This window comes from Pantoea sp. X-Soil-OKNW-556 (assembly GCF_059730695.1).
In genome coordinates, this window is record NZ_AP035991.1 from 218,561 (window position 1) to 239,470 (window position 20,910).

Consider the following 20,910-nt stretch of genomic DNA (forward strand, 5'->3'; position numbering starts at 1 on the left):
CGCCGTTACGGTCGTAATCAGGCAATCTTCTGCGAGGTTTGCACTGCACTCGCCAGTTTCAGGCTTTCCGCCGGAACCTGGTGAGCATAAAGCTGCGTTGAAAGGTCACTGCTGCCGCCATCCGCCAGTAACAACACGATGCGTTTGCCTCGGTTCTCCTCGCGTGCCGCCACCTGCTGCGCCGCCCACAACACCGCACCGGACGAATCACCAACCAGCACACCTTCACTTAACGCCAGTTGCCGTGCGGCGGCGTAGGCTTGCCAGGTGTCTACCGCAATCACCTCGTCATAGACGCGATGGTCAAGATTAGCGGGGATACGTTCCGGCGTCTGGTTGCTGAAGGCATGCACACCGGTGATCTCCAGCGGTTCCGGGCGTAATTCGCTGGGCTGCGAAGCGATACCGGGTTCCACCGCGATGATCTGCACTGCCGGATTTTGCGCCTTCAGGTAGCGTCCGGTGCCGGTGAGGGTGCCACCCGTAGTGTTGCCAATCAGTTCGGTGATGGAACCAGCAATCTTTGCCACCATAGTCGACCTCATGTAGTCAGGGGTTACCATTGCACCGCACTACGCTGCCACGCCAGAGTGCGGTCACGAATCAGGAACAGCAGGGAGATGAGTGAGGAGAACAACAACGCCATCACGATCAGCGCGGCATACATATTGGCGTAAGCCGCCCAGCCCTGCGCCCATTGCAGATACCAGCCAAGGCCTGATTTCACCCCCATCATTTCCGCCGCTACCAGCACCGAAAACGACGCACCCAATCCCATAAACAAACCCACGAACAGATGAGGTAACGCGGCCGGGACTGCCACCCGCAGCACCAGGAACCACGCGTTTGCCCCCAGGGTGCGCGCCACATCGTAGTAACGACTATCGACACTGGCGACGCCCGACCAGGTCAGCACCGTCACCGGGAACCAGGTTGCCAGCGCAATCAAAAATACCGCCGCCGAGAAGCTGGACGGGAAGAAATAGAGTGACAGCGGCAACAGCGCCGTTGAGGGCACCGGCCCAAGGAAGCGTAAAATCGGATGGACCCAATATCCCAACCCACGCGACCAACCGATGGCGACACCGGTGACAAAGCCAACCAGGCTACCGTAGAGAAACCCCAATGCCAGCAGGCGCAGCGAGTTGAGCACGCTGTCAAGCAGACGCGGCCAGTCGGTGGCGTACGCCTCAATCAGCGCGCGCGGTGGCGCAAAGAAGGGGGCGGGCAGCAACGCCAGCTTGGCGGTGACGATCTCCCACACGCCGATTAGCACTGCCAGTACCATCAGCCAGGGGCCGCTGCGCTTGAGAGGGGAAAGTGCCTGCAACCGGGGAAACAGACCGGCAATAATCGCCAGCACGCTGAGTAACCCCGCCAGAGCGGCAAACAGTTCATGGGTTTGATCGACAAAACGCGGCGCAGCGAAGCCAACTGGCTTATCTGGCACCGCCACCATCAGCGCTACCAGCGCCCACCACAACACCAGCGCACCCCAGATGGCGGGCTGCACCCGGCGTACGCTTGCCTGACTGCGGGTTATCGTCAGCGTTTCACTGGCCATCATTGTCTCCTTAGCTGGACATGTTACTCATCGACGCCAGGGTGCTGGCGTGCTGGTGGCTGGAGGACTCGGTCAGCAACTGCGGGACGTAGTGCTCGGCAAAGCGCTGCGCATCCGTATCTGGCCGGATTACATTGATTTTCTTCAATTCATCGACATACACCGCGACTTCACTGCGCAATTGCGCGCCAGTGGAGTGGTGATGGTGCGTATGCTCGCGCAGCATGGCGGCAATATCCGCTACCGGTACTGAGCCGGGGACAAACGGCTGGAAAATGCGCGCGGTTTCATCGGGGTGGTCGGCGGTCCACTGCTGAGCATCGACAATCGCCTGGGTGATTGCCCGCGCGGTGGCCGGATCGTCACGCACCAGCGAGCCACGCAGGCCCAGCACACAGCAGGTGAGGTGGGCGTATTCCCCGTTGAGGTTGTTGTCCACCTCCACCAGGTTATGCTGCTTTTTCAGCAACCAGCCCTGGGGATCGTCGGTCGCCAGCGCCTGCACTTCACCTTTGCGCAGGGCTTCCCCGAACAGGTCAGAGGGATATTGCAGCCAGTTCACCTGGGTATCAGGATTGATGCCCTGTTTCGCCAGTTGAATGGCGAAGAAGTTGCGGATCGGGCTGGCCTGGTCGCTCACCGCCACGGATTTGCCCACCAGATCTTTCACCCGATGGATACCGCTGTTTTGCGGTGCCAGCAGACGCATACAACCGCCGTGGGTACCGACAGTAAGATCGACATCAAAACCCTGCTCGAGCGGTTTAAGCCAGCGCAGCGCCATGCCGATGCCGCCATCCGCCTGTCCGGTCGCGATTGCCTGCAACAGCGCATCGGTTGGCCCGCTAAAGTTAACCGGCTCAACATTCAGGCCATATTTTTTAAAGAAACCTTGTTTGAGCGCGACGGAAATGGGGGCCTGACAGACAGCGGTTTGCCCCCAGGCCAGTTTGACGGTTTTCAGCGTGTTATCCGCCGCAAATACCGTCGGATTTACCGCGCTAGCGGCACCCAGCAAACCTAATCCACGTAATAAGCGGCGGCGAGTGAGAGAGATATTGTGCATTGCCATCATTCCTTCCATGTAAAAAAATCACTTCAGGCACTATGGCAAAGCCTGACTGCGCCACCAAATAACAATCCCGCATGTCTTCATGCGATTTCCCTTTATGTTTTTCGGGGGTATTGATTGCCGAAATTGCTATTTCGTGGGCGAGAAGGCGCGTGCTAATTATTTTTTATTTTTCTGAACAGTGGGAGCAAATATATGGCGGGTGAACTGTCAGGGGTGAATATTGCGATAGAAAAAGTCAGCCACCATTTCAGCCTTGAAGGCAGGGCGTTACCGGTACTGGAAAATATTAATCTGCACGTTGCCGCCGGAGAATTTGTGGCATTGCTCGGGCCGTCGGGCTGTGGCAAATCGACGCTGCTGCGTCTGCTGGCTGGCCTCGAACAACCGGTCAGCGGCTTGCTGGCGGAAGAGGGGCGCGCCATCACCGCGCCCGATCCGTCGCGCGTGGTGGTGTTTCAGGACCCCACGCTCTATCCGTGGCGGACGGTGTACGACAATGTCGGTCTTGGCCTGCAAATCCGTGGTGAGGGCCGCACGGTGCGGGAACAGCGTATCAATGCGATGTTGGATCGCGTCGGCCTGACGCAGTTTGCCCGTGCCTGGCCGCACCAGTTATCCGGCGGTATGGCGCAACGTGCCGCATTGGCGCGGGCGCTGGTCAATCATCCACGTCTGCTGATCCTGGATGAGCCGCTGGGTAAGCTGGATTCATTAACCCGCCTGCGTATGCAGCAGGAGATCGTCGATTTGTGGCAGGAGCAACAATTCACCACCCTGATGGTGACGCACGATGTGGAAGAAGCGTTGGTCATGGCGAATCGCGTGGTGGTGTTCAGCCCGCGTCCGGCGAAAGTGCTGGATATCATCACGGTGGATTTACCCTGGCCGCGCCGTCGCGACGATGCACAGTTGGTGGCGCTGCGCAGCCGCATTCTCGATCTGCTGGGGGCAGAGCGAGCGGCAGCCTGAGAAACGCGCGATAAATCGCGCCGCTACACGTCATACTCCCCCGTAGCGGCGCGATTTATCGCGCAATGTTTTGCGATTTATCGCGCAAGGTGTTTAGTGCTGAAACCGTAACGCGACACCGAACGCGTGTTCGGCCGCCACCCTCACCGCGTTCTCCGCCTCGCTAAAGGGCACGTCCCCCAGCAGCAAACAGGCTTTCACCTTACTCAGGTCCAGGGTGTGCAGGCTGAGTGCCGCCATGCGTGCGCTGCCATCGTAATCGTCCGGCAGGCTGTTAAATCGCTTCACCACGTACTCGGCGGCAGCGAAGCGCACCGTTGCGGCACCGGCTTTCAGCACAAAAGCCCCTTCCTGACAGGCCACCAGCCGTCCGGCACCAAACAGCCGGCTATACACCAGCGCGGCGGCTGCCGGATCCTGCGCCACCACCACAAACTCGACGATGTTGCTGACCCCGTTCGGGTGCTGCTGCCATGCCGGTTGCCAGACCGCCTGCGGTGTTTCATGCTGGCAGAAGAAGCTGCGGCCATTCGGCACCAGATCGCTGCGTAAACGCACGGTACGGAAGCGAGCCTGTTGCGCTGAACCATCCGGCAGCGTCACCGGCCGATAAAAACTGGCGGGTGGCTCGCCATCAATATCCAGGCTCTCCAGATAACGCCACACTGCGTCAGCATCATCACTTTTCCACACCAGGCCGCTCAATCCGAGGGGGGACTGCCAGAGATCCTGACGCAGATTGCCGCGCGCCGCTTCATAACCCAGCAACTCCAGATAATTCTCGCCAAACACCGCCAGATGATTGCTGGACCCGAGCGAGTGGTGACCACGTTCGGTCAGTTGAAAACCCAGCCGCTGAAACAGCGTGCTGGCTGCATCGAGTTGATCTGCCACGTTGATCACCACATGATCGAGACGTGGCAGCGGAACGGTTATCGCCATCGGTTTTCTCCTTGTTCTCACCGTCACGAGGCCAGTTCCTGCGCTTGCTGCACCTCAGCCAGCGCCCGCTGTGCCAGGGCCGTAAAATATTGCACCGCCGGGGCGAGCATCGCTTCATCCGGGTCGAAGGCGGGATGATGCAACCCGTGTGTGCTGGCGCTGCCGATGCTGACAAATACCCCCGGCACCTGATGCAGATAAAAGGCAAAATCCTCGCCGCCCATCTGCGGTGTCGCGGTATGGATGTCATATCCCTGCTGTTGCGCCAGATGCAGCGCCACCTCTGCCCACGCCGGGGTATTGATCAGCGAAGGTGGGCCAGGTTGCCACACCAGCTCGGCGCCACCGTCAAAGCCTGCGGCGATACCGGCAATCAGACTGCGGATTCTTTGCGGAATCTCTGCGCGGATGGCGGCATCATGGGTACGCACCGTCCCTTCCAGCTCCACCTGATGCGGCAACACATTCCAGCTATTGCCTGCGGTAAAACGCGTCACGCTGACCACCACCGATGCCAGCGCGCTGAATACCCGGCTGGGCAGATGTTGCAACGCGGTGACGATATGGCTGGCAATAACGATCGCATCAATGCCCTCATGCGGGCGCGCGGCATGGGCGCCTTTGCCGCTAATGTTGATCTGAAAACGATCGACATTGGCGTACATCGCACCGCCACGGGTACGCAGCGTGCCAACCGGCAAATCTGGCGCGTTGTGTAAACCAAAAATCGCCTGCACCTCCTCCAGCGCGCCTGCATCAATCAGCTGCTGTGCACCGTTGAAGGTTTCCTCTGCGGGTTGAAACAGGATGCGTACCCGGCCAGGCAGTTGCGCTTCAATGCGTTTGAGCTGATGCGCCACCCCCAGCATCACGCTGCTGTGCAGGTCGTGACCACAGGCATGCATCACGCCCGGCTGTTGGGATTGCCACGGTTGCTGCGTCAATTCCTCAATCGGCAGGGCATCAATATCAGCGCGTAACGCAATCACCGCGTCGCCCTGACCAATCTCCGCGACCACCCCGGTGCTCAGGCCGAGCGGCAACACGCGAATGTTTGCCTGTTGCAGCCAGCGGGTAATCCGTGCGGTGGTGGCGTGTTCCTGATTGGATAACTCAGGGTGCTGATGCAGTTCACGTCGCCAGTGGATCAGTTGTTCTGTGGAAATGGCCGTCATGGTTATCCTTGAGCATCAGCGGGGAGAAAGGGTTCACCGAGGGTTAGCATCAGACGGTTGGCCCAGGCGAAGAAGGCGGTGGACTGCACCAGATCCAGCAGTTGCAGGGTGTCCAGCCCTTGCGCGCGCAGCGCCTGTAGCTGTGCCTGGCTGGCACTGGCGGGAGTGACGGAGAGTGCGGCGCTGAAATCAATGATGGCCTGCCAGCGCGGCGATTGACCGTGGGATAACTCCGCGCCAGGTGACACATTCAGCAGCTTTTGCACCGCCGCATCATCTTTCGCTAACTGGCTGGCTTTACGTGCGTGCACTGAGGCGCAATAGATGCAGCCATTGACTTTACTCACTACCGTGGCTGCCAGCTCACGCTCCGCACGCGCTAAACCGCCGGACGTATAAAAGATGCCTTTATCGGTCAGGGTACGCTGTTCCAGCAGTGGCAGGTTGCGACCCAACAGGCGGAAGTAATCAGAATCGCTGTGACCAAAGCGCGCCAGCGTGGCTTTTTCTTCGGTGGTAAATTCATGCAACGGTTTAGCCGCCAGCCAGGGTTCCCAGCCCAGTTCCTGCTGCGTGAAAGCCGTGAGGGCGGTTTTCCCGCTATGGGTGCGCGGGGCGTTATGCCAGATACCGGCTACCGCGTGTTGTGTAGACGCTAAACTGTCGCCGTTAAGTAAGCGGAACCCGGCCAGTAGCCGACTCTGGAAGCTGACAAAGGCGACCAACTGCGCCAGCGTGACGATGCCGCGTGGTGTCCAGCCGGCGCTGTGCAGGTTGGCAATATGCTGCGGTGTTGCTTCGACAGGACGGAAACTCAGGCGTTCGGCAAAAGCACGCGCCGCCTCATCGCGCGCGCTATGCTGCGCGCCCGAAGCCTGCTGCTGGTAATGCGCCTGCAAAGCCACTTCGCCATGCCAGGCCGCCACCTGTGCCGCCAGTGCAAAACGCGCCGGGAGCGGGAAATCGTCGTCATGCTGACCAAAGAGCACCTCATAGCTGCCCTGAGTATGGCGGGTGGCAGCATCGCGTTGGGCACGCGCCTGCGCCAGTTCCGATGCCGGATCGATATCGGCCAGTGCCGCGAGCAAATCATTCACTTGAGACATCTCTTTCTCCTGTTAAGCATTGCGCAGTTGTGGCGCGATGTGGTCGGCAATCAGTTCAATCGAGCGCAAAATATCGGCGTGGGGAGGATCAATCGAATGCACCTGGAAGGTGATATCGGTGGCGCGCGCCAGCACACTGTCCTGCGCCAGTGAGGCCTGCACCGCTGCGACATCGCCGAGATGGGCGTCAAACTGCCGAATATGGTCATCCAGTGAATCACCGAACAGGTGATGTCCACTGGCGCGAAACTGGTCGGCCTGACGCTGCAAACCGGCTTGCGCCAGACGCCGCGCATAGCCGCTGGAATCCGCGACAAAGGCGGTGCGGGAGGCGAGGATACGTGGCGCAATCCCTGCCGGTAGCGCCGCCAGATAGGCGTCGATCATCGGGTTTTGCAACGCATCCAGCGGCAAATCGGGCTGTTCGGCGGGACGCGGTTGGGTACGCGATAGCATCAAACCATGCCCCGCCTGACCGGCGCGTGCGGCTCCCTCCACCGAAAAGGTGGCGATCCACACCCTCTGTGGCAATGAAGTGGCCGCCGGATAAAGATGGTTATCGGGGTGCGCCAGGCTATCGCCACGCCAGGCACTCAATACGCTATGCAATTGTTCGGCAAAAAAAGGCGCGCGTTGCTCGATTGTCAGACCAAACGGCAGAAACGAGGTCGCCGTGCCTCCGGAGCCAAAACCGACCTCCAGACGCCCGTTACTGAGCAAATCCAGCACTGACGCGTCTTCCGCCACGCGCAGCGCATTCTCCAGTGGCAGGGTAATGATGCCGGTGCCAAGACGGATGGTGCGGGTATGTGCGGCCATATAGGCGAGAAACACCAGCGGGGAAGGCAGCCCGCCTTCGTGCTCATGAAAATGGTGTTGCGCGATCCAGGCGCTGTCTAAGCCGCAGCGCTCGGCGTGTTGAATCTGTTCGGTCGCCAGCCGGTAGCGCTGTTGGGCGCTGCCTTCATCCAGCAGACGGGTAAAAAAACCAATGCGTTTGCGCGTCATGCAGACTCCTTAATCAGCGGACGGAAAGCGGGAATCGCCTCGATCAATGACCGGGTGTAGGGATGCTGTGGGGCAGTGAACAAGGTGACAACGTCACTCTGCTCTATCACTTCCCCGGCGCGTAGCACGGTGACGCTATGCGCCAGCCGCCGCACCGTAGCGAGATCGTGAGTAATAAACAGATAGGTCAGGCCAAGATCGCGTTGGAGCTGTTGCAGCAATTGCAAAATCTGCGCCTGCACCGTGACATCCAGCGCTGAGGTGGCTTCATCCAGCACCAGAATGGCCGGTTCGAGGATCAGCGCGCGGGCGATCGCCACCCGCTGCCGCTGTCCACCGGACAATTCGCGTGCTTTGCGTGTCAGCAGCTCCAGCGGCAGTGCCACGCGTTGCGCTACCGCCTCAACCCGCTGACGGCGTTGGTCACGACTCAGACGCTCAAAATTGCGCAGCGGTTCTTCGATGATGGCAAACAGCGTCTGGCACGGATCGAGCGATGCGTACGGGTTCTGATAAACGAACTGAATTTTGCGTCGCAGCTGGCGACGTGCTTCGCTGCTCAGGCCGCTGGCGTCAATGCCATCAATCACAACGCGGCCACTGTCGGCTTTCTCAAAACCGACCAGAATGCGCGCCAGGGTGGTTTTACCTGAGCCGGACTCACCCACCAGCGCGTGGGTGGTGCCACGCGGTACGCTGACGCTGACCTCGCGCAGGGCATGAAACTGCTGCCGTCGTCCCAGTCGAAACTGTTTACCAATGGCAGAAAGCTGTATCGCCGGGGTGGAAAACGCCGCGTTCACCTGCGGAGCCTGTGCCAGGCGATTAAGCTGAGCATCCTGCAAAAGCTGGCGGGTGTAGGGATGCTGCGGAGCATGGATCACTCGCGCGGTGTCACCCTGTTCCTGAATCTCACCGTGACGAAACACCAGCAAACGATCCGCCCGTTCCGCGGCCAGCGCCAGATCGTGTGTGACGAACAGCACGGCGGTGCCGGATTCCCGGCGTAGCACATCCAGCAGATCGAGAATGCGCTTCTGTACCGTCACATCCAGCGCGCTGGTCGGTTCATCGGCGATGATAATTTGCGGGCGCAGGGCGAGGGCAATTGCGATCAACACCCGTTGCTTCATCCCACCCGAGAGTTGATGCGGGTACTGGGCAGCACGCTGCTCGGGATGGCTGAGGCCGACGCGGCTCAGTAACTCAATTACCCGCTGCTGCCGCTCCTGACGGCTGATGCGCAGATGCAGTTGCAACATCTCACCCACCTGTTCACCGATGGTCTTGACCGGGTTGAGCGAGTTGCCAGGGTCCTGCGGCACCAGGCTGATGCGCACCCCGCGCAGGCTATCCAGCCGTTTGGCGGACCAGTTGCTGATATCAGTGCCGTTAAGCAGAATCCGCCCGTGGTCGCGGCGACCATTTTCCGCCAGCAAACCAATAATCGCCTGAGCCGTGGTGGTTTTACCGGAGCCGGACTCGCCGACCAGCGCCACCATTTCGCCCGCCTGCAAGTTGAAGCTGACGTTATGCACCACCGGACGCCATAACCCCTGCTGGCGATAGCTGAGGGTGAGGTTTTCAAGGGTCAGCAATGCGCTCATTTTGCGCCTCCGGCCAATTGTTGACTGATGCGGTTGGCTGCCAGCACCACGGCGACCACCACGATGCCGGGAAACAGGGTCAGCCACCAGGCGGTGGCGAGATAATTGCGACCTTCCGCGATTAACAATCCCCACTCCGGTGTCGGTGGTGGGGTGCCATAACCGAGAAAACTCAGGGTGGAGAGCGCCAGAATCGCCTGACCAAATTGCAGAGCGGCAAAGGCGACCACCGCCGTCAGCGAATTGGGTAAAATGTGCCGCCATAACACGCGCCAGAAACTGCCGCCGCTGCCGTATGCGGCTTCGACATATTCACTGCGTCTGACGCGTACCACTTCACCGCGCGCCAGGCGGGCAAAACTGGCAACCGAAGCAATACCCACCGCCAGTGCCGCATGAATTGTGCCAAATCCCAGCAAAATCAGGATGCTGAGGGAAAGCAGCAAGGAAGGGATGGAGAGCAACACGTCCACCAGCCGCATCAGCACGCTTTCGGTACGTCGTCCGACGGCCCCGGCAATCACCCCCAGCGTGGTGCCGCCGACAAACCCCATTGCCACGGCGGCAAAGGCTGCCGCCAGCGACTGCGACGCGCCATACACGATGCGGGTGAACAGGTCGCGTCCGAGTTGGTCGGTGCCGAGCCAGTAAGTGGCCTGCGGCGGCAATCGCTGCGCGCCGGCGATGCCTGCGGTGGGACTGAAATGGGTCAGCAGTCCCGGCGCGAGGGCGGCTAACAGCGCCAGCGTTATCACCCCCCACGCCAGCCACAAACCCGGTTGTAGCGATAACCTGGCGCGTGGGCCAGACACGCGTTCGCCACGGCGTGCGGCTGCGTAATCCACCAGACTCATCAGTGGCCTCCTGGAATAGGTTGCAAACGGGGATCGAGCAATGGCATCAACACATCCACCAGCAAATTAATCAGCACAAACCCCAGCGCCGAGATCATCACCACCGCCTGAAGTACCGCGACATCCTGATTGTTGACCGCCTGTTGCGTCAGTTGGCCCAGCCCGCTGCGGCCAAACACGGTTTCGGTAATCAGCGCCCCGGCAATCAATTCGCCGAGCAGTAAACCGGCGATGTTCAGTACCGGCAGCAGCGCGTTGCGCAGCACATGACGCCATAACACCCGGTTTTCGCTGGCCCCTTTGGCGCGCGCCACCGCGACAAAGGGTTGGGTAGCGACTTCATCAATGCTGCGCAACAAAATCTGCGCCAGCGGCGCGGAGATAGGGATCGCCACGGTGATCACCGGCAGAATCAAGCCCTGAAGAGGGGAAGGGTTGATGACCGGGATCCAGCGCAGTTGAAAGGAGAACATCTGGATCAAGGCGATGCCGAGCCAGAAGGTGGGTAACGAGATAAATAACGCCGGGACTGATTGCAAAAATGTTCGCAGCCCACGCAGGCCCGGCAGACGTGACAACGCCGCCAGGGCAAACGCCAGCAATGCCGCCAACAGAAAACCCGGTAGTGCCAGGCTCAGGGTGGCTGGCAGATTACTGGCGATCAATGCGCTCACCGCGACCCCAGCCTGTACCGAATAACCAAAATCACCACGCAACATCGCCAGCAGGGTATGGAGATACTGCTGCCAGATCGGGCTGTCGGCCCCGTACGCCAGCCGCATTTGCGCAATTTGCGCCGGGCTGAGGCCGAGGTCCGGGTTCTGAAACTTAATCAGAATCGCATCGCCCGGCAGCACCTGGAGCAGAAAGAATGACAGGGTAAACGCCGCCCATAGCACCAGCAGACTTTGTCCCAACCTGTGCAGCAGAGAGTGTCGCATCGTCAGCCCCCGTTAGTGTTTTTCCAGCCACGCGCCGTAGAATGACGGACGGCCTACGGCTTCAAAACTGATGCCCTTCAGCCAGGGCGCACCGGCAAACACCTGCGGTTCTTCAAAGATCGGGATGACATAGGCGTGGTCCAGCAGGTAACGCTGGGCGTCTGCGGTTAATTGCAGACGCTTTCGTGGTGCGACTTCCGCCGAGATATTGACCAGCAAGCTGTTCAGTTGGTCGTCACGGAAATTTTTCACCTTGTCGCTGGAGCCGCCTTTTTGCAGCAGCGCATCACGATTGGTGGGATAGAACATACTTTTTACTACATCCGGATCGGCACGTCCCACTTCCGACACCGTCAGCGGCGTTTTCAGCGGATCAAGGTTATCCAGGGTTTTGCTGCCCGCATCACCGGCTTTCACCGTCAGCACCACGCCCACCTGACGCCACTGCTGCGCCACCAGTTGCAGCACTTCTTTGTTTTGTGGTTGAGGCGGGGATTCATACACCGTCAGCGCCAGTTTCTGACCGCCTTTTTCACGGATGCCATCGCTGTCGGTATGCCAGCCTGCCTCCTCCAGCAGCTGTTTCGCCTGTGCCGGATCGTACTTCAGCTTGTCACTCAGGTTGACGTAACCCGCCGCTGAGGCAGCAATCACGGACGTCGCTTGCGGATAATTGGGAGAGAACAGGGTTTGCACCACTTGCTGCGCATTGGTGGCATGCAGCAAGGCCTGGCGCACCTTCACATCGCTGACCAGCGGGTTATCCGGGCGAAAACTGATGCTGTCGTTGACACCACGCGTGGGGGCCGCATAAATCGGGAAGTTTTGTGCGGTGGCCTGTTTTTCGTCATACGCCTGTACCTGACGGATAAAATCGGCCTGTCCCGCCAGCAGCGCGCCGATACGCACGCTATCTTCAGGCGTCACAATAATTTTGATGCCGTCGAGATTGGCCGGGCCTTGCTGCTGAATGTTTTTTGGCCCCCAGTGATAATCTTTGCGCGCCACCAGGTCGACTTCACGGCCCAGTTGTTCATTGCTGACCACAAACGGCCCGGAACCGATGATATGGCGTGCATCGCCAAGTTGGTCAAAACTGCGTTGCAGGGTACTCAGGGAAACCAGCCCTGAGCCGATGGTGGCGGTGCCCTGTAAAAAGCCCGGCGACGGTTTTTTGAAGTAAAACTTCACCGTCAGAGGATCAATGACTTCGCTGTGATCGTAGTTGTTGATCACCTCAGAAACCGGCAGGCGCTGCGCTTTATTACCCAGCCCGTAAGTATCGAAGTTTTTTGCCACGGCGTTGGCATCTAACGGTGTGCCATCGGAGAAGGTCACGCCCGGACGAATTTTAAAGGTGTATTCGGTTTTATCGGCGTTGCTGCTCCAGCTTTCGGCTATCCACGGTTCAACCTGCAAAGTTTTTGGGTTTTGCCAGGTGAGTTTGTCGGTAATCTGATTGAGAATGCCGCCGTTCGGGTAGAATCCGCCAGCGGGGGGATAGAGGTTGGTATGCGGTTGTTGTTCCAGATAAATCAGCGTCCCGCCTTTTACCGGCGTGTCGGCTGCCTGCGCGCTAAAGATCCCGGTCAGCAGGGCGAAAGTTAATGCCTGCAAGTGAAAACGTTGCTTCATGATGGTGAATTCCTTTGTTATCAATTACCCGACGGGCGGTTTTCATCATCGAATGCCGCGGCGCGGAGTTGAACAAAGGAAATGCACTAAGCTTTGCCGGAAAAAATAAATGGCGGGGTGGGTAAAAATGCGTGATAAATCGCGCGCGCTACAAAGCGAACGATCGGTAGCGGCGCGATTTATCGCGCAGAATTAACGCCAGTGACGCGTAATAAATGCGGCCGCTGCATCCAGCGCATGACGCGCCGCGCCGAGGGCAATATCGCCCTGAAACACATGATGCATCCCTTCATAAATATCCAACCGTACCTCGCCACCCCGCGCGGCAGCCGCTGCGGCATAACGGGTGGCATCATCCAGCAACAACTCATCGGTTCCAACCTGAATCGCCAGCGGTGGTAATACTTCCGGCACGCCGTATAGTGGTGAGGCCAGTGGCGTGGTGGGATCGTTACCGTTCAGGTAAGTTGCGGCCAGTTGGGTCAGGACTTCCGGGCGGAAAATCGGATCGTACGTCTCCGGGTTATTGAACGAATCGCCAGTAAATGCCAGATCGAGATACGGCGAAAACACCACGGCTGAACTCACTTCAGCACACACGGCAGGGTTTTGTAATAAGCCCAATGCCAGGCCAGCACCAGCCGAATCACCGATTAAGGCATATTGCGTGATCCCTTGCGCTGCGAGCCATGTCGGAATCTGGGAAATGGCCTGGGGGGCTGCCGGGAAAGGGTGATTCGGGGTCAACGGGTAGTCCGGCACCAAAGTGGCGATACCGGTGCGTGCCGCTATCTGACTGGCAAAACCGCGATAGGCGCGTGCGCTGCCGAGAGCATAGCCACCGCCGTGGATAAACACCAACGCCCGCTGGCTGGATGCGGTTTCCGGCGTCACCCACCAGCCATTGACGGTGTCGGTATTGACCGGCTCCGTTATCATGCCTGCCGCGATCGGCGTTTGTTCCAGCAGCGCGTCATACCACTCCGGGATAGATCCCTGGAAAGTGTTGCGATGCTGCTCCAGCGCCGCAAGGATTTGTACTTCCTGCGTGCGGTCTGCGGCGGACAAAGGGTGGTGTGTTTCGATGGCTGTTGTCATGTACGCAATCTCCATTTAGCGGTGCCGAACCATTTCGACCTGCCCGAGTATGTTGCATTCCTGTGTAACTGAACAGGGCTGACCATTTCCATTTTCTTAATTCACTTTGTCGATTTTGTTGTTTTACGAACGTTATTCCCCGTTCCACACTAGCCGCCATATTCACGATGGAAAAGGATAAGGCGCATGTCATACCGACTGAGTTTGCTGGATAAATCGCCGATAGCGGAAGGAGAGGGTGCGACTGGCGCGCTGCATCGCACCCTGCATTTGGCGCAGCAGGCGGAAGCCTGGGGATATCATCGGTTCTGGTTGGCGGAACACCATAATTCTACCCAGTTAGCCAGCCCGTCACCTGAGTTGCTGATGGCGTGGATTATCGGTCAGACGCGCCATATTCGCGTGGGTTCCGGTGGCGTGATGTTGCAGCACTACAGCCCGTATAAAGTGGCAGAAAACTTCAACCTGCTGGCCTCACTGGCACCGGGCCGGATCGATCTTGGCGTAGGTAAAGCGCCCGGTGGTCTGCCGCTGTCGACGCGTGCATTGCAACTCGGTGTCCATGCCGCTGAAAAAGGCAGTTTTGCCGAACAACTGGCGCTGCTGGATGGCTGGCTTCAGCCCGCAACGCAACAACATGATGAAGAATCACTGGTCGCCACACCGCAACCCACCCGCCCGGCCAATCGCTTTCTGCTGGGGGCCAGCGAAGAGAGTGCCCGGCTGGCAGCCGATCTTGGCTGGCAACTGGTGTTCGCCGCGCATCTGAATGGCGACCGTGCATTGATGGAGCGGGTACTCACGCGTTACCACCAGCGCAGCAACGGCCAGCGAGCGCTGGTGGCGGTGCAGGTGGTGGTGGCGGATTCACCGGCAGCGGCTGACCTGCTGGTCAGTAATCTGCGTTTCTTTCACGTCAACGTGCAGGGTGGCCAGAGCGTGAATGTTGCCAGTCTGGAGCAAGCGGAACGTTATGTGCGTCAGGGGGGATACAGCGATTACGTGATTGAACCCCGTACCCCGTCGTTACTGAAAGGCACCGCCGCACAGGTACACGCCCAATTGGAGGCGCTGCATCAGAACTTCGGCATTGATGAGTTTGTGATTGATTCGCCGGTGGTGGAAGAGCAAGCCCGCCTGAAATCCCTTGAACTGCTGGCAACCCATCGTCTGGTCGCGGCCTGAGCAACATCCCCGGAGACATCCTATGACGCAATTTTCGCAACAACAGCTGATTGACTGGCGACGCGAGCTGCACAGTTGGCCGGAACTCTCCAGTCACGAAGTGGAAACCACCGCCCGTCTGCGCGGCTGGCTACAAGCCGCCGGAATACGGTTGCTGGGTTATGCACTGGAAACCGGTGTGGTGGCGGAGATCGGTCAGGGTGATACGGTGATTGCGCTGCGCGCCGATATCGATGGTTTGCCGATTCATGAGGCCACTGGCCTGCCGTTTCGTTCGCGTCATACCGGTGTGATGCATGCCTGCGGTCATGATGTGCACAGCGCGGTGATGCTGGGTGCGGCGCTGCAACTGAAGGCCCAGGAGGCGCAGCTAACGGGGCGTATTCGTATCCTGTTTCAACCCGGTGAAGAGAACGCCACCGGCGCACGGCAATTCATCAAAGCTGGCGTGTTGCAGGATGTGCAGGCGATTTTTGGGATGCATAACGAGCCTGGCTTGCCCACCGGCACCTTCGCCACGCGCGCTGGCGCTTTTTATGCCAATGCCGATCGCTTTGTGATCCGCGTCAGCGGTACCGGCGCGCATGCCGCACACCCGGAACAGGGAGTGGACAGTATCCTGGTCGCCAGCCAGATTATTCAGGCGCTGCAATCATTGACCAGCCGCAGCTTTAATACGCTCGATAGCCTGGTGCTGAGCGTCACCCGCATCGATGGCGGAAAAACCTGGAATGTGCTGCCGGGTGAGGTCGAATTTGGTGGAACAGCCCGTACCCACGACCGGCAAGTGCGGCAGCAGCTGGAACAACGGGTGCGCCGCCTGGTCGAGAATGTGGCGGCTGCCGCCGGAGCCAGCGCCAGCCTGAGCTGGCACGCCGGGCCACCGGTGCTGGAGAACGACGCGCATTGGGCTGCTTTCGCCAGTAACGTGGCGCAGCAGGCGGGCTATCGCGTGCAAACCGCCGATCTGCATCTCGGTGGCGAGGACTTCGCCTTTTATCTGCAACAGATCCCCGGCGCTTTTGTCAGCATCGGCAGCGCCAGCGATTTTGGCCTGCATCATGGTGGGTTTAACCCGGATGAAGCGCTGATCGCCCCTGCTGCCAGTTATTTCACGCAACTGGCGCAGCAGGCGCTGCTACATCTCAATGCCCGATGTCGTGACGCCATTCTGAATTAACCCATTCTTCAACCCGATATTCACCTGTAGCGGCATCCTGCGCGATGCCGTCAGGCTTCGCTATGGCTAAAGAGGGACCATTATGACTGTAAGACAACTTCGACTGGGCACCATTCTGCATGGTGCATCCGGCAACATGTCTGCCTGGCGTCATCCGGCGGCGCTGGCCGATGCCAGCATCAATATTGATTATGCCAAACAGATTGCGCGCAAAGCGGAGCAGGGCAAGCTGGATTTCCTGTTTGTTGCCGACGGCCTGTTTATCAATGACAAGTCGATCCCGCATTTTCTTAACCGTTTTGAACCCCTGACGCTGCTGTCAGCCCTGGCGGGCGTCACCCAGCATCTCGGCCTGGTGGGCACCGTCTCCACCTCCTACAGCGAACCTTTTACCGTGGCGCGTCAGTTCGCCAGCCTTGACCATCTGAGCGGGGGACGTGCGGGTTGGAACGTGGTGACCTCGCCGCTGGAAGGGTCGGCGAAAAACTTCTCGCGCCAGCAGCATCCTGAGCATGCATTGCGTTATCGCATCGCCGACGAATATTTGCAGGTGGTGAAAGGGCTGTGGGATTCGTGGGAAGAGGATGCCTTTGTGCGCAATAAAGAGAGTGGGCAGTTCTTCGATGCCACCAAACTGCACACCCTCAACCATCACGGTGATTTCTTCCAGGTGCAGGGGCCACTGAATATCGCGCGCACGCCGCAGGGGCGTCCGATTATCTTTCAGGCCGGTGCCTCCGAAGATGGTAAAAAGCTGGCAGCACGACACGCTGACGCCATTTTCACCCATCAGCCGACGCGCGAAGAGGCCCAGGCATTCTACCGCGATGTGAAAAAGCAGCTGGTCGCCAATGGCCGCCAGCCCGAGGATCTGCATATCTTCCAGGGGGTTGGGGTGATTGTGGGTGATGATGCCGAGGATGTGGAGCGTCAGTATCAAACCACTGCCGCGCTGGTGTCGATTAAGGATGCACTGAATTACCTTGGTCGCTTCTTCGACCACCACGATTTCTCGCAATACCCGCTGGATGAACCCTTCCCCGATATCGGTGATATCGGTCAGAACAGTTTCCGTAGCACCACCGATGAAATCAAACGTAAAGCCCGCGAGAACGGCCACACGCTGCGTCAGGCGGCGCTGGAGGCGGCCACGCCGCGCCCTCTGTTCCACGGTACGCCAGAACAGGTGGCGGATGGCCTGCAACTGTGGTTCGAAAGTGCAGCAACTGACGGTTTCATTATTAACGGCGGTACGCCGGATAGCTTCGAACGTTTTGTTGACCACGTCGTGCCGATTTTGCAGTCACGCGGTTTGTCACGCCTTGAATACCCTGGGACCACGCTGCGTGCCAGCTTCGGTCTGTCCGATCCGGTTAATCAGTTCACACAACAATAAAAGCGAGTTGATGCTATGCAGAAGAAGATCTCCCTCATCGCCCTGTTATTACTGACCAGCAGCGCTGCCGCCCTCGCCGAAGAGGTGGCGCTGAACGGCCAGCAGGTCAGCCTTGAAGCGAACAAAACCCCGATCAACACCAGCAAAAACAGTGCTGCCGTGGCACAGATCCCCGCCGGACACCATTTCGCCGCGCCCGGCACCTTTACCGTGGCGGTGGCGGCGCAGAACTCACCGCCACTGACGGTGTTTAGCGATGACAACAAAACCCTGTTGGGCAGCGAAGTGGATATTGCCCGGCTGGTGGCGGATAGCCTCGGGCTGAAGCTGAAGATCGTACCAACCTCATGGGAGGACTGGCCGCTCGGCGTGGCTTCCGGTAAATACGATGCCGCCATCAGCAACATCACCGTGACCAAAGAACGTAAAGAACGCTTCGATTTCGCCACTTATCGCAAGGACTCGCTCGGTTTCTATGTCAAAACCAGCAGCCCGATAAAATCCCTCACCAAAGCGGAAGATATCGCCGGGCTGCGCATCATCGTCGGCTCCGGCACCAATCAGGAAGCGATTTTGCTGGCGTGGGACAAAGCCAATCAGGCCAAAGGTCTGAAACCGTTCACGCCGATTTATACCAAAGATGACGCGGCACAAACCCTCGCATTGCAATCGGGCCGGGCTGACGCTTACTTCGGCCCCAACGTGATTGGTGCCTGGAAAGCGGCCCTGACCGGACAGACGCGTTTAGTCGGCAGCGTCGACGGTGGTTGGCCGAAAGCGGCGCACATCGCGGTGACGGTGAAGAAAGGCAGCGGTCTGGCGGAACCGATCAGCACCGCGCTGAATGGCGTGATGCAGAACGGCGACTATCTCAAGGTACTTAATCGCTGGGGTGAGGGTGTCGAACATATCGACCGCTCGGAAGTGAATCCGGCGGGTCTGGGCGATTAAGGAGGCGGCATGAGCCAACAAGTTTTCCGTGAAGTGTCGCCGGAAGCGCCCGAGTTACAGCCAATTCTCACCGGATTATTCGGCGAATATGAGGCGCGCTACGGTGATTTCTTCCGCAACAGCAAAGAAGTGGAACAGACCGAATGGTACTTAGCGCCGCATGGGTTGTTTATTGTGCTGGAACGGGACGGCGAGATCATTGCCATGGGGGCGTACAAACCCTATGACGACCACACCGCTGAATTCAAACGGATCTGGACACGTAGCGACCTGCGCCGTCAGGGGCTGGCGCTGCTGATTTTGCAGGAACTGGAACGGCGCGCGCTGCGCGCCGGTTATCAACGTATTTTCCTCACCACCGGTTTCCGCCAGCCGGAAGCGGTGCGTTTGTATATCGGCCACGGTTATCAGCCGCAGTTTGAACTGCGTGACGATATGGAGATCTACGGCCAGCCGCCACATGACGGGCGCTTGCGCTTCCTGAAAGTGATTGATGCGCACAGCAAGGAGCCTGCATGAAATCCGCACAACCTTTAACTGTGGTCCCGGCGCGCTATCCGGCGCGCACCTTCGGAGCGATTGTTGCGCTGTTTATCCTCGCCGGGGTGATTGAGTCGGTGGCGTTTAACCCGCGCTGGGAATGGGGCGTATTTGCCCGCTGGTTTTTCGATCCGGTGATCCTCAGCGGGCTGGGACAAACCCTGTTGCTGACGCTGTTTGGCACCGTGTTCAGCCTGATCTTCGGCGGCCTGCTGGCGCTGGCACGGCTGTCATCCTCGTGGTTGCTGAGCTGGCTGGCGTTTGGTTATATCTGGCTGTTTCGTTCGCTGCCGCTGATTGTGGTGCTGATCATTCTGTATAACTTCTCCTACTTATACGACACGCTCTCCTTCGGCATTCCCTTTACCACGTTGTCGTGGGGGCATTTCCAGACCATCAACGTGCTGGGGCAGTTCCCGGCAGCGGTGATCGGCCTGACGCTGGTACAAAGCGCCTACAGCGCCGAAATCATTCGCGGTGGCTTTCTCGGTGTGGATCACGGGCAGTTTGAAGCTGCCTCGGCGCTGGGTTTGTCCTCTTCGCGTCGTACCTTCCGCATCATTCTGCCGCAGGCGCTGCGCGCCATCATCCCCACTGCATTTAATGAAATCATCAGCCTCGCCAAAGGCACGGCGATGGTTTATGTGCTGGCGATGCCTGAACTTTTTTACACCATCCAGATGATTTACAACCGCACGCAGCAGGTGATCCCGCTGCTGATGGTTGGGGCTGCCTGGTATCTGATTATCACCACCGTGTTGTCGTTATTGCAGCACAGCGTTGAACGCTGGCTGGCGCGCAGCGTCACCCGCGAACCGCAACCCTCGCGCTGGCGTCAATGGCGCAACCGCGCCACTACTGAGGATCTCTCCCATGTCCGAAGCCATTGATTACCGTAATCTCCATGCCACCGGTGCCATCAGCATCACCCATGTCAGCAAGTTTTTTGGCAAACATCAGGCGCTGGATGATGTGTCGCTGGAACTCGCCCCCGGTTCCGTCACCGTGATCCTCGGGCCGTCCGGTTCGGGAAAATCGACGCTGCTGCGCACCATTAATCATCTGGAGCGGGTGGATGAAGGGTTTATCCAGATTGATGGCGATTACATTGGTTATCAGCGTCGGGGCGATAAACTCTATGAATTAAAAGAGAAAGCTATTCTGCGTCAGCGCATTAACGTGGGCTACGTGTTTCAGAATTTCAATCTGTTTCCCCATTTGACGGTGCTGGAAAACTTAATTGAAGCGCCGATTGCCCATCGTCAGCTCTCGCGCCGCGAAGCGATCACCCGTGCGGGCGAGCTGTTGGATATCGTTGGCCTGCGCCATAAGGCGGATGCCTGGCCGCGCCATCTTTCAGGGGGTCAGCAGCAGCGTATCGCCATTGCCCGCGCGTTGATGCTTAATCCGCGCGTGATGCTGTTTGATGAACCCACCTCGGCGCTTGACCCGGAACTGGTGGGCGAGGTGCTGGATGTGATCAAGAAACTGGCGCGGTCCGGCACTACGCTGGTGATCGTCACCCATGAGATCGGTTTCGCCCGTGAAGTGGCGGATAACGTAGTGTTTATGGTGGATGGCCGGATTGTCGAGCAGGGCAGCAGCCAGCAGGTGCTCAACCAACCGCGTCATGAAAGGACGAAGCGCTTTTTGGCGAGGGTGCTGTAACGAATATTCATCATGT

Annotated in this window: 20 protein-coding genes; 8 read left to right on the plus strand and 12 right to left on the minus strand. The window is 58.8% G+C overall.

Features of this window, described 5'->3' with window-relative positions; translation table 11 throughout:
- Positions 1–17 precede the first annotated feature (17 nt).
- Genes AC6I8T_RS21665 through AC6I8T_RS21675 form a run of 3 tightly spaced genes read right to left on the minus strand, consistent with a single transcriptional unit; the run spans position 18 to position 2,636 of the window.
- A complete protein-coding gene (locus AC6I8T_RS21665) occupies positions 18–533 on the minus strand; it encodes a pyridoxal-phosphate dependent enzyme (RefSeq protein WP_244634058.1) in 516 nt (171 codons plus the stop codon).
- A gap of 23 nt (positions 534–556) precedes the next feature.
- Complete coding sequence (locus tag AC6I8T_RS21670) at positions 557–1,564, minus strand: ABC transporter permease (RefSeq protein WP_208726606.1); 1,008 nt, start codon at positions 1,562–1,564, stop codon at positions 557–559.
- A 10-nt stretch (positions 1,565–1,574) separates the two neighbouring features.
- Positions 1,575–2,636, minus strand: coding sequence for an ABC transporter substrate-binding protein (locus tag AC6I8T_RS21675; protein ID WP_497834517.1), 1,062 nt, complete (start codon positions 2,634–2,636; stop codon positions 1,575–1,577).
- A 195-nt stretch (positions 2,637–2,831) separates the two neighbouring features.
- On the opposite strand from AC6I8T_RS21675, the gene AC6I8T_RS21680 reads away from it, so the two are divergent.
- A complete protein-coding gene (locus tag AC6I8T_RS21680) occupies positions 2,832–3,608 on the plus strand; it encodes an ABC transporter ATP-binding protein (RefSeq protein ID WP_208725782.1) in 777 nt (258 codons plus the stop codon).
- A gap of 93 nt (positions 3,609–3,701) precedes the next feature.
- Here AC6I8T_RS21680 and AC6I8T_RS21685 read toward each other — a convergent pair whose 3' ends face one another.
- The 9 genes from AC6I8T_RS21685 to AC6I8T_RS21725 all read right to left on the minus strand — a co-directional run bounded on the left by AC6I8T_RS21685 (position 3,702) and on the right by AC6I8T_RS21725 (position 13,974).
- The gene (locus AC6I8T_RS21685; protein ID WP_497834381.1) at positions 3,702–4,550 is read right to left on the minus strand and encodes a VOC family protein; all 849 of its coding nucleotides are present in this window, start codon (positions 4,548–4,550) and stop codon (positions 3,702–3,704) included.
- 23 nt (positions 4,551–4,573) lie between these two features.
- On the minus strand, positions 4,574–5,725 hold the full coding sequence (locus AC6I8T_RS21690; RefSeq protein ID WP_497834382.1) for an amidohydrolase: 1,152 nt from the start codon (positions 5,723–5,725) through the stop codon (positions 4,574–4,576).
- Between the two features lie 2 nt (positions 5,726–5,727).
- Complete coding sequence (locus tag AC6I8T_RS21695) at positions 5,728–6,831, minus strand: alkylhydroperoxidase domain protein (RefSeq protein ID WP_497831068.1); 1,104 nt, start codon at positions 6,829–6,831, stop codon at positions 5,728–5,730.
- A 12-nt stretch (positions 6,832–6,843) separates the two neighbouring features.
- Positions 6,844–7,839, minus strand: a complete 996-nt coding sequence (locus AC6I8T_RS21700; protein ID WP_497834383.1) for a putative FMN-dependent luciferase-like monooxygenase — start codon at positions 7,837–7,839, stop codon at positions 6,844–6,846.
- Positions 7,836–9,446 carry a dipeptide ABC transporter ATP-binding protein gene (locus AC6I8T_RS21705; RefSeq protein ID WP_497834384.1) on the minus strand — a complete coding sequence of 537 codons (1,611 nt, stop codon included), beginning with the start codon at positions 9,444–9,446 and terminating at the stop codon, positions 7,836–7,838. Before AC6I8T_RS21705 ends, AC6I8T_RS21700 begins: the two co-directional genes overlap by 4 nt.
- Positions 9,443–10,300 carry an ABC transporter permease gene (locus tag AC6I8T_RS21710; protein ID WP_497834385.1) on the minus strand — a complete coding sequence of 286 codons (858 nt, stop codon included), beginning with the start codon at positions 10,298–10,300 and terminating at the stop codon, positions 9,443–9,445. Before AC6I8T_RS21710 ends, AC6I8T_RS21705 begins: the two co-directional genes overlap by 4 nt.
- On the minus strand, positions 10,300–11,241 hold the full coding sequence (locus tag AC6I8T_RS21715; protein WP_497834386.1) for an ABC transporter permease: 942 nt from the start codon (positions 11,239–11,241) through the stop codon (positions 10,300–10,302). Before AC6I8T_RS21715 ends, AC6I8T_RS21710 begins: the two co-directional genes overlap by 1 nt.
- Positions 11,242–11,253: 12 nt before the next feature.
- Positions 11,254–12,876 carry a TIGR04028 family ABC transporter substrate-binding protein gene (locus tag AC6I8T_RS21720; protein ID WP_208725757.1) on the minus strand — a complete coding sequence of 541 codons (1,623 nt, stop codon included), beginning with the start codon at positions 12,874–12,876 and terminating at the stop codon, positions 11,254–11,256.
- Positions 12,877–13,068: 192 nt separating this feature from the next.
- Positions 13,069–13,974 (minus strand): alpha/beta hydrolase fold domain-containing protein, encoded by a 906-nt coding sequence (locus AC6I8T_RS21725; protein WP_497834387.1) that lies wholly within the window; start codon positions 13,972–13,974, stop codon positions 13,069–13,071.
- 186 nt (positions 13,975–14,160) lie between these two features.
- Between AC6I8T_RS21725 and AC6I8T_RS21730 the strand changes: the two genes are divergently transcribed.
- The 7 genes from AC6I8T_RS21730 (at position 14,161) to AC6I8T_RS21760 (ending at position 20,894) form a co-directional block, all read left to right on the plus strand.
- Entirely contained in the window at positions 14,161–15,159 is a 999-nt protein-coding gene (locus AC6I8T_RS21730) for an MsnO8 family LLM class oxidoreductase (RefSeq protein WP_208725753.1), read from the plus strand.
- Positions 15,160–15,181: 22 nt separating this feature from the next.
- On the plus strand, positions 15,182–16,339 hold the full coding sequence (locus AC6I8T_RS21735; protein ID WP_497834388.1) for an amidohydrolase: 1,158 nt from the start codon (positions 15,182–15,184) through the stop codon (positions 16,337–16,339).
- A gap of 82 nt (positions 16,340–16,421) precedes the next feature.
- Positions 16,422–17,735, plus strand: a complete 1,314-nt coding sequence (locus AC6I8T_RS21740; RefSeq protein ID WP_497834389.1) for an LLM class flavin-dependent oxidoreductase — start codon at positions 16,422–16,424, stop codon at positions 17,733–17,735.
- A 15-nt stretch (positions 17,736–17,750) separates the two neighbouring features.
- A complete protein-coding gene (locus AC6I8T_RS21745) occupies positions 17,751–18,686 on the plus strand; it encodes an ABC transporter substrate-binding protein (RefSeq protein ID WP_208725747.1) in 936 nt (311 codons plus the stop codon).
- A 9-nt stretch (positions 18,687–18,695) separates the two neighbouring features.
- Entirely contained in the window at positions 18,696–19,205 is a 510-nt protein-coding gene (locus tag AC6I8T_RS21750) for a GNAT family N-acetyltransferase (protein ID WP_497834390.1), read from the plus strand.
- A complete protein-coding gene (locus AC6I8T_RS21755) occupies positions 19,202–20,116 on the plus strand; it encodes an amino acid ABC transporter permease (RefSeq protein ID WP_208725743.1) in 915 nt (304 codons plus the stop codon). The genes AC6I8T_RS21750 and AC6I8T_RS21755 overlap by 4 nt, the downstream gene beginning before the upstream one ends.
- Positions 20,100–20,894: an amino acid ABC transporter ATP-binding protein gene (locus AC6I8T_RS21760; RefSeq protein ID WP_208725742.1), complete on the plus strand. Its 795-nt coding sequence runs from the start codon at positions 20,100–20,102 to the stop codon at positions 20,892–20,894. The genes AC6I8T_RS21755 and AC6I8T_RS21760 overlap by 17 nt, the downstream gene beginning before the upstream one ends.
- Positions 20,895–20,910: the final 16 nt, after the last annotated feature.

Excerpts from the sequence above, each read along its gene's own strand:
- AC6I8T_RS21665 (WP_244634058.1), bottom strand. The coding sequence starts at position 533 with ATGGTGGCAAAGATTGCTGGTTCCATCACCGAACTGATTGGCAACACT.
- AC6I8T_RS21670 (WP_208726606.1), bottom strand. The coding sequence starts at position 1,564 with ATGGCCAGTGAAACGCTGACGATAACCCGCAGTCAGGCAAGCGTACGC.
- AC6I8T_RS21675 (WP_497834517.1), bottom strand. The coding sequence starts at position 2,636 with ATGGCAATGCACAATATCTCTCTCACTCGCCGCCGCTTATTACGTGGA.
- AC6I8T_RS21680 (WP_208725782.1), top strand. The coding sequence starts at position 2,832 with ATGGCGGGTGAACTGTCAGGGGTGAATATTGCGATAGAAAAAGTCAGC.
- AC6I8T_RS21685 (WP_497834381.1), bottom strand. The coding sequence starts at position 4,550 with ATGGCGATAACCGTTCCGCTGCCACGTCTCGATCATGTGGTGATCAAC.
- AC6I8T_RS21690 (WP_497834382.1), bottom strand. The coding sequence starts at position 5,725 with ATGACGGCCATTTCCACAGAACAACTGATCCACTGGCGACGTGAACTG.
- AC6I8T_RS21695 (WP_497831068.1), bottom strand. The coding sequence starts at position 6,831 with ATGTCTCAAGTGAATGATTTGCTCGCGGCACTGGCCGATATCGATCCG.
- AC6I8T_RS21700 (WP_497834383.1), bottom strand. The coding sequence starts at position 7,839 with ATGACGCGCAAACGCATTGGTTTTTTTACCCGTCTGCTGGATGAAGGC.
- AC6I8T_RS21705 (WP_497834384.1), bottom strand. The coding sequence starts at position 9,446 with ATGAGCGCATTGCTGACCCTTGAAAACCTCACCCTCAGCTATCGCCAG.
- AC6I8T_RS21710 (WP_497834385.1), bottom strand. The coding sequence starts at position 10,300 with ATGAGTCTGGTGGATTACGCAGCCGCACGCCGTGGCGAACGCGTGTCT.
- AC6I8T_RS21715 (WP_497834386.1), bottom strand. The coding sequence starts at position 11,241 with ATGCGACACTCTCTGCTGCACAGGTTGGGACAAAGTCTGCTGGTGCTA.
- AC6I8T_RS21720 (WP_208725757.1), bottom strand. The coding sequence starts at position 12,876 with ATGAAGCAACGTTTTCACTTGCAGGCATTAACTTTCGCCCTGCTGACC.
- AC6I8T_RS21725 (WP_497834387.1), bottom strand. The coding sequence starts at position 13,974 with ATGACAACAGCCATCGAAACACACCACCCTTTGTCCGCCGCAGACCGC.
- AC6I8T_RS21730 (WP_208725753.1), top strand. The coding sequence starts at position 14,161 with ATGTCATACCGACTGAGTTTGCTGGATAAATCGCCGATAGCGGAAGGA.
- AC6I8T_RS21735 (WP_497834388.1), top strand. The coding sequence starts at position 15,182 with ATGACGCAATTTTCGCAACAACAGCTGATTGACTGGCGACGCGAGCTG.
- AC6I8T_RS21740 (WP_497834389.1), top strand. The coding sequence starts at position 16,422 with ATGACTGTAAGACAACTTCGACTGGGCACCATTCTGCATGGTGCATCC.
- AC6I8T_RS21745 (WP_208725747.1), top strand. The coding sequence starts at position 17,751 with ATGCAGAAGAAGATCTCCCTCATCGCCCTGTTATTACTGACCAGCAGC.
- AC6I8T_RS21750 (WP_497834390.1), top strand. The coding sequence starts at position 18,696 with ATGAGCCAACAAGTTTTCCGTGAAGTGTCGCCGGAAGCGCCCGAGTTA.
- AC6I8T_RS21755 (WP_208725743.1), top strand. The coding sequence starts at position 19,202 with ATGAAATCCGCACAACCTTTAACTGTGGTCCCGGCGCGCTATCCGGCG.
- AC6I8T_RS21760 (WP_208725742.1), top strand. The coding sequence starts at position 20,100 with ATGTCCGAAGCCATTGATTACCGTAATCTCCATGCCACCGGTGCCATC.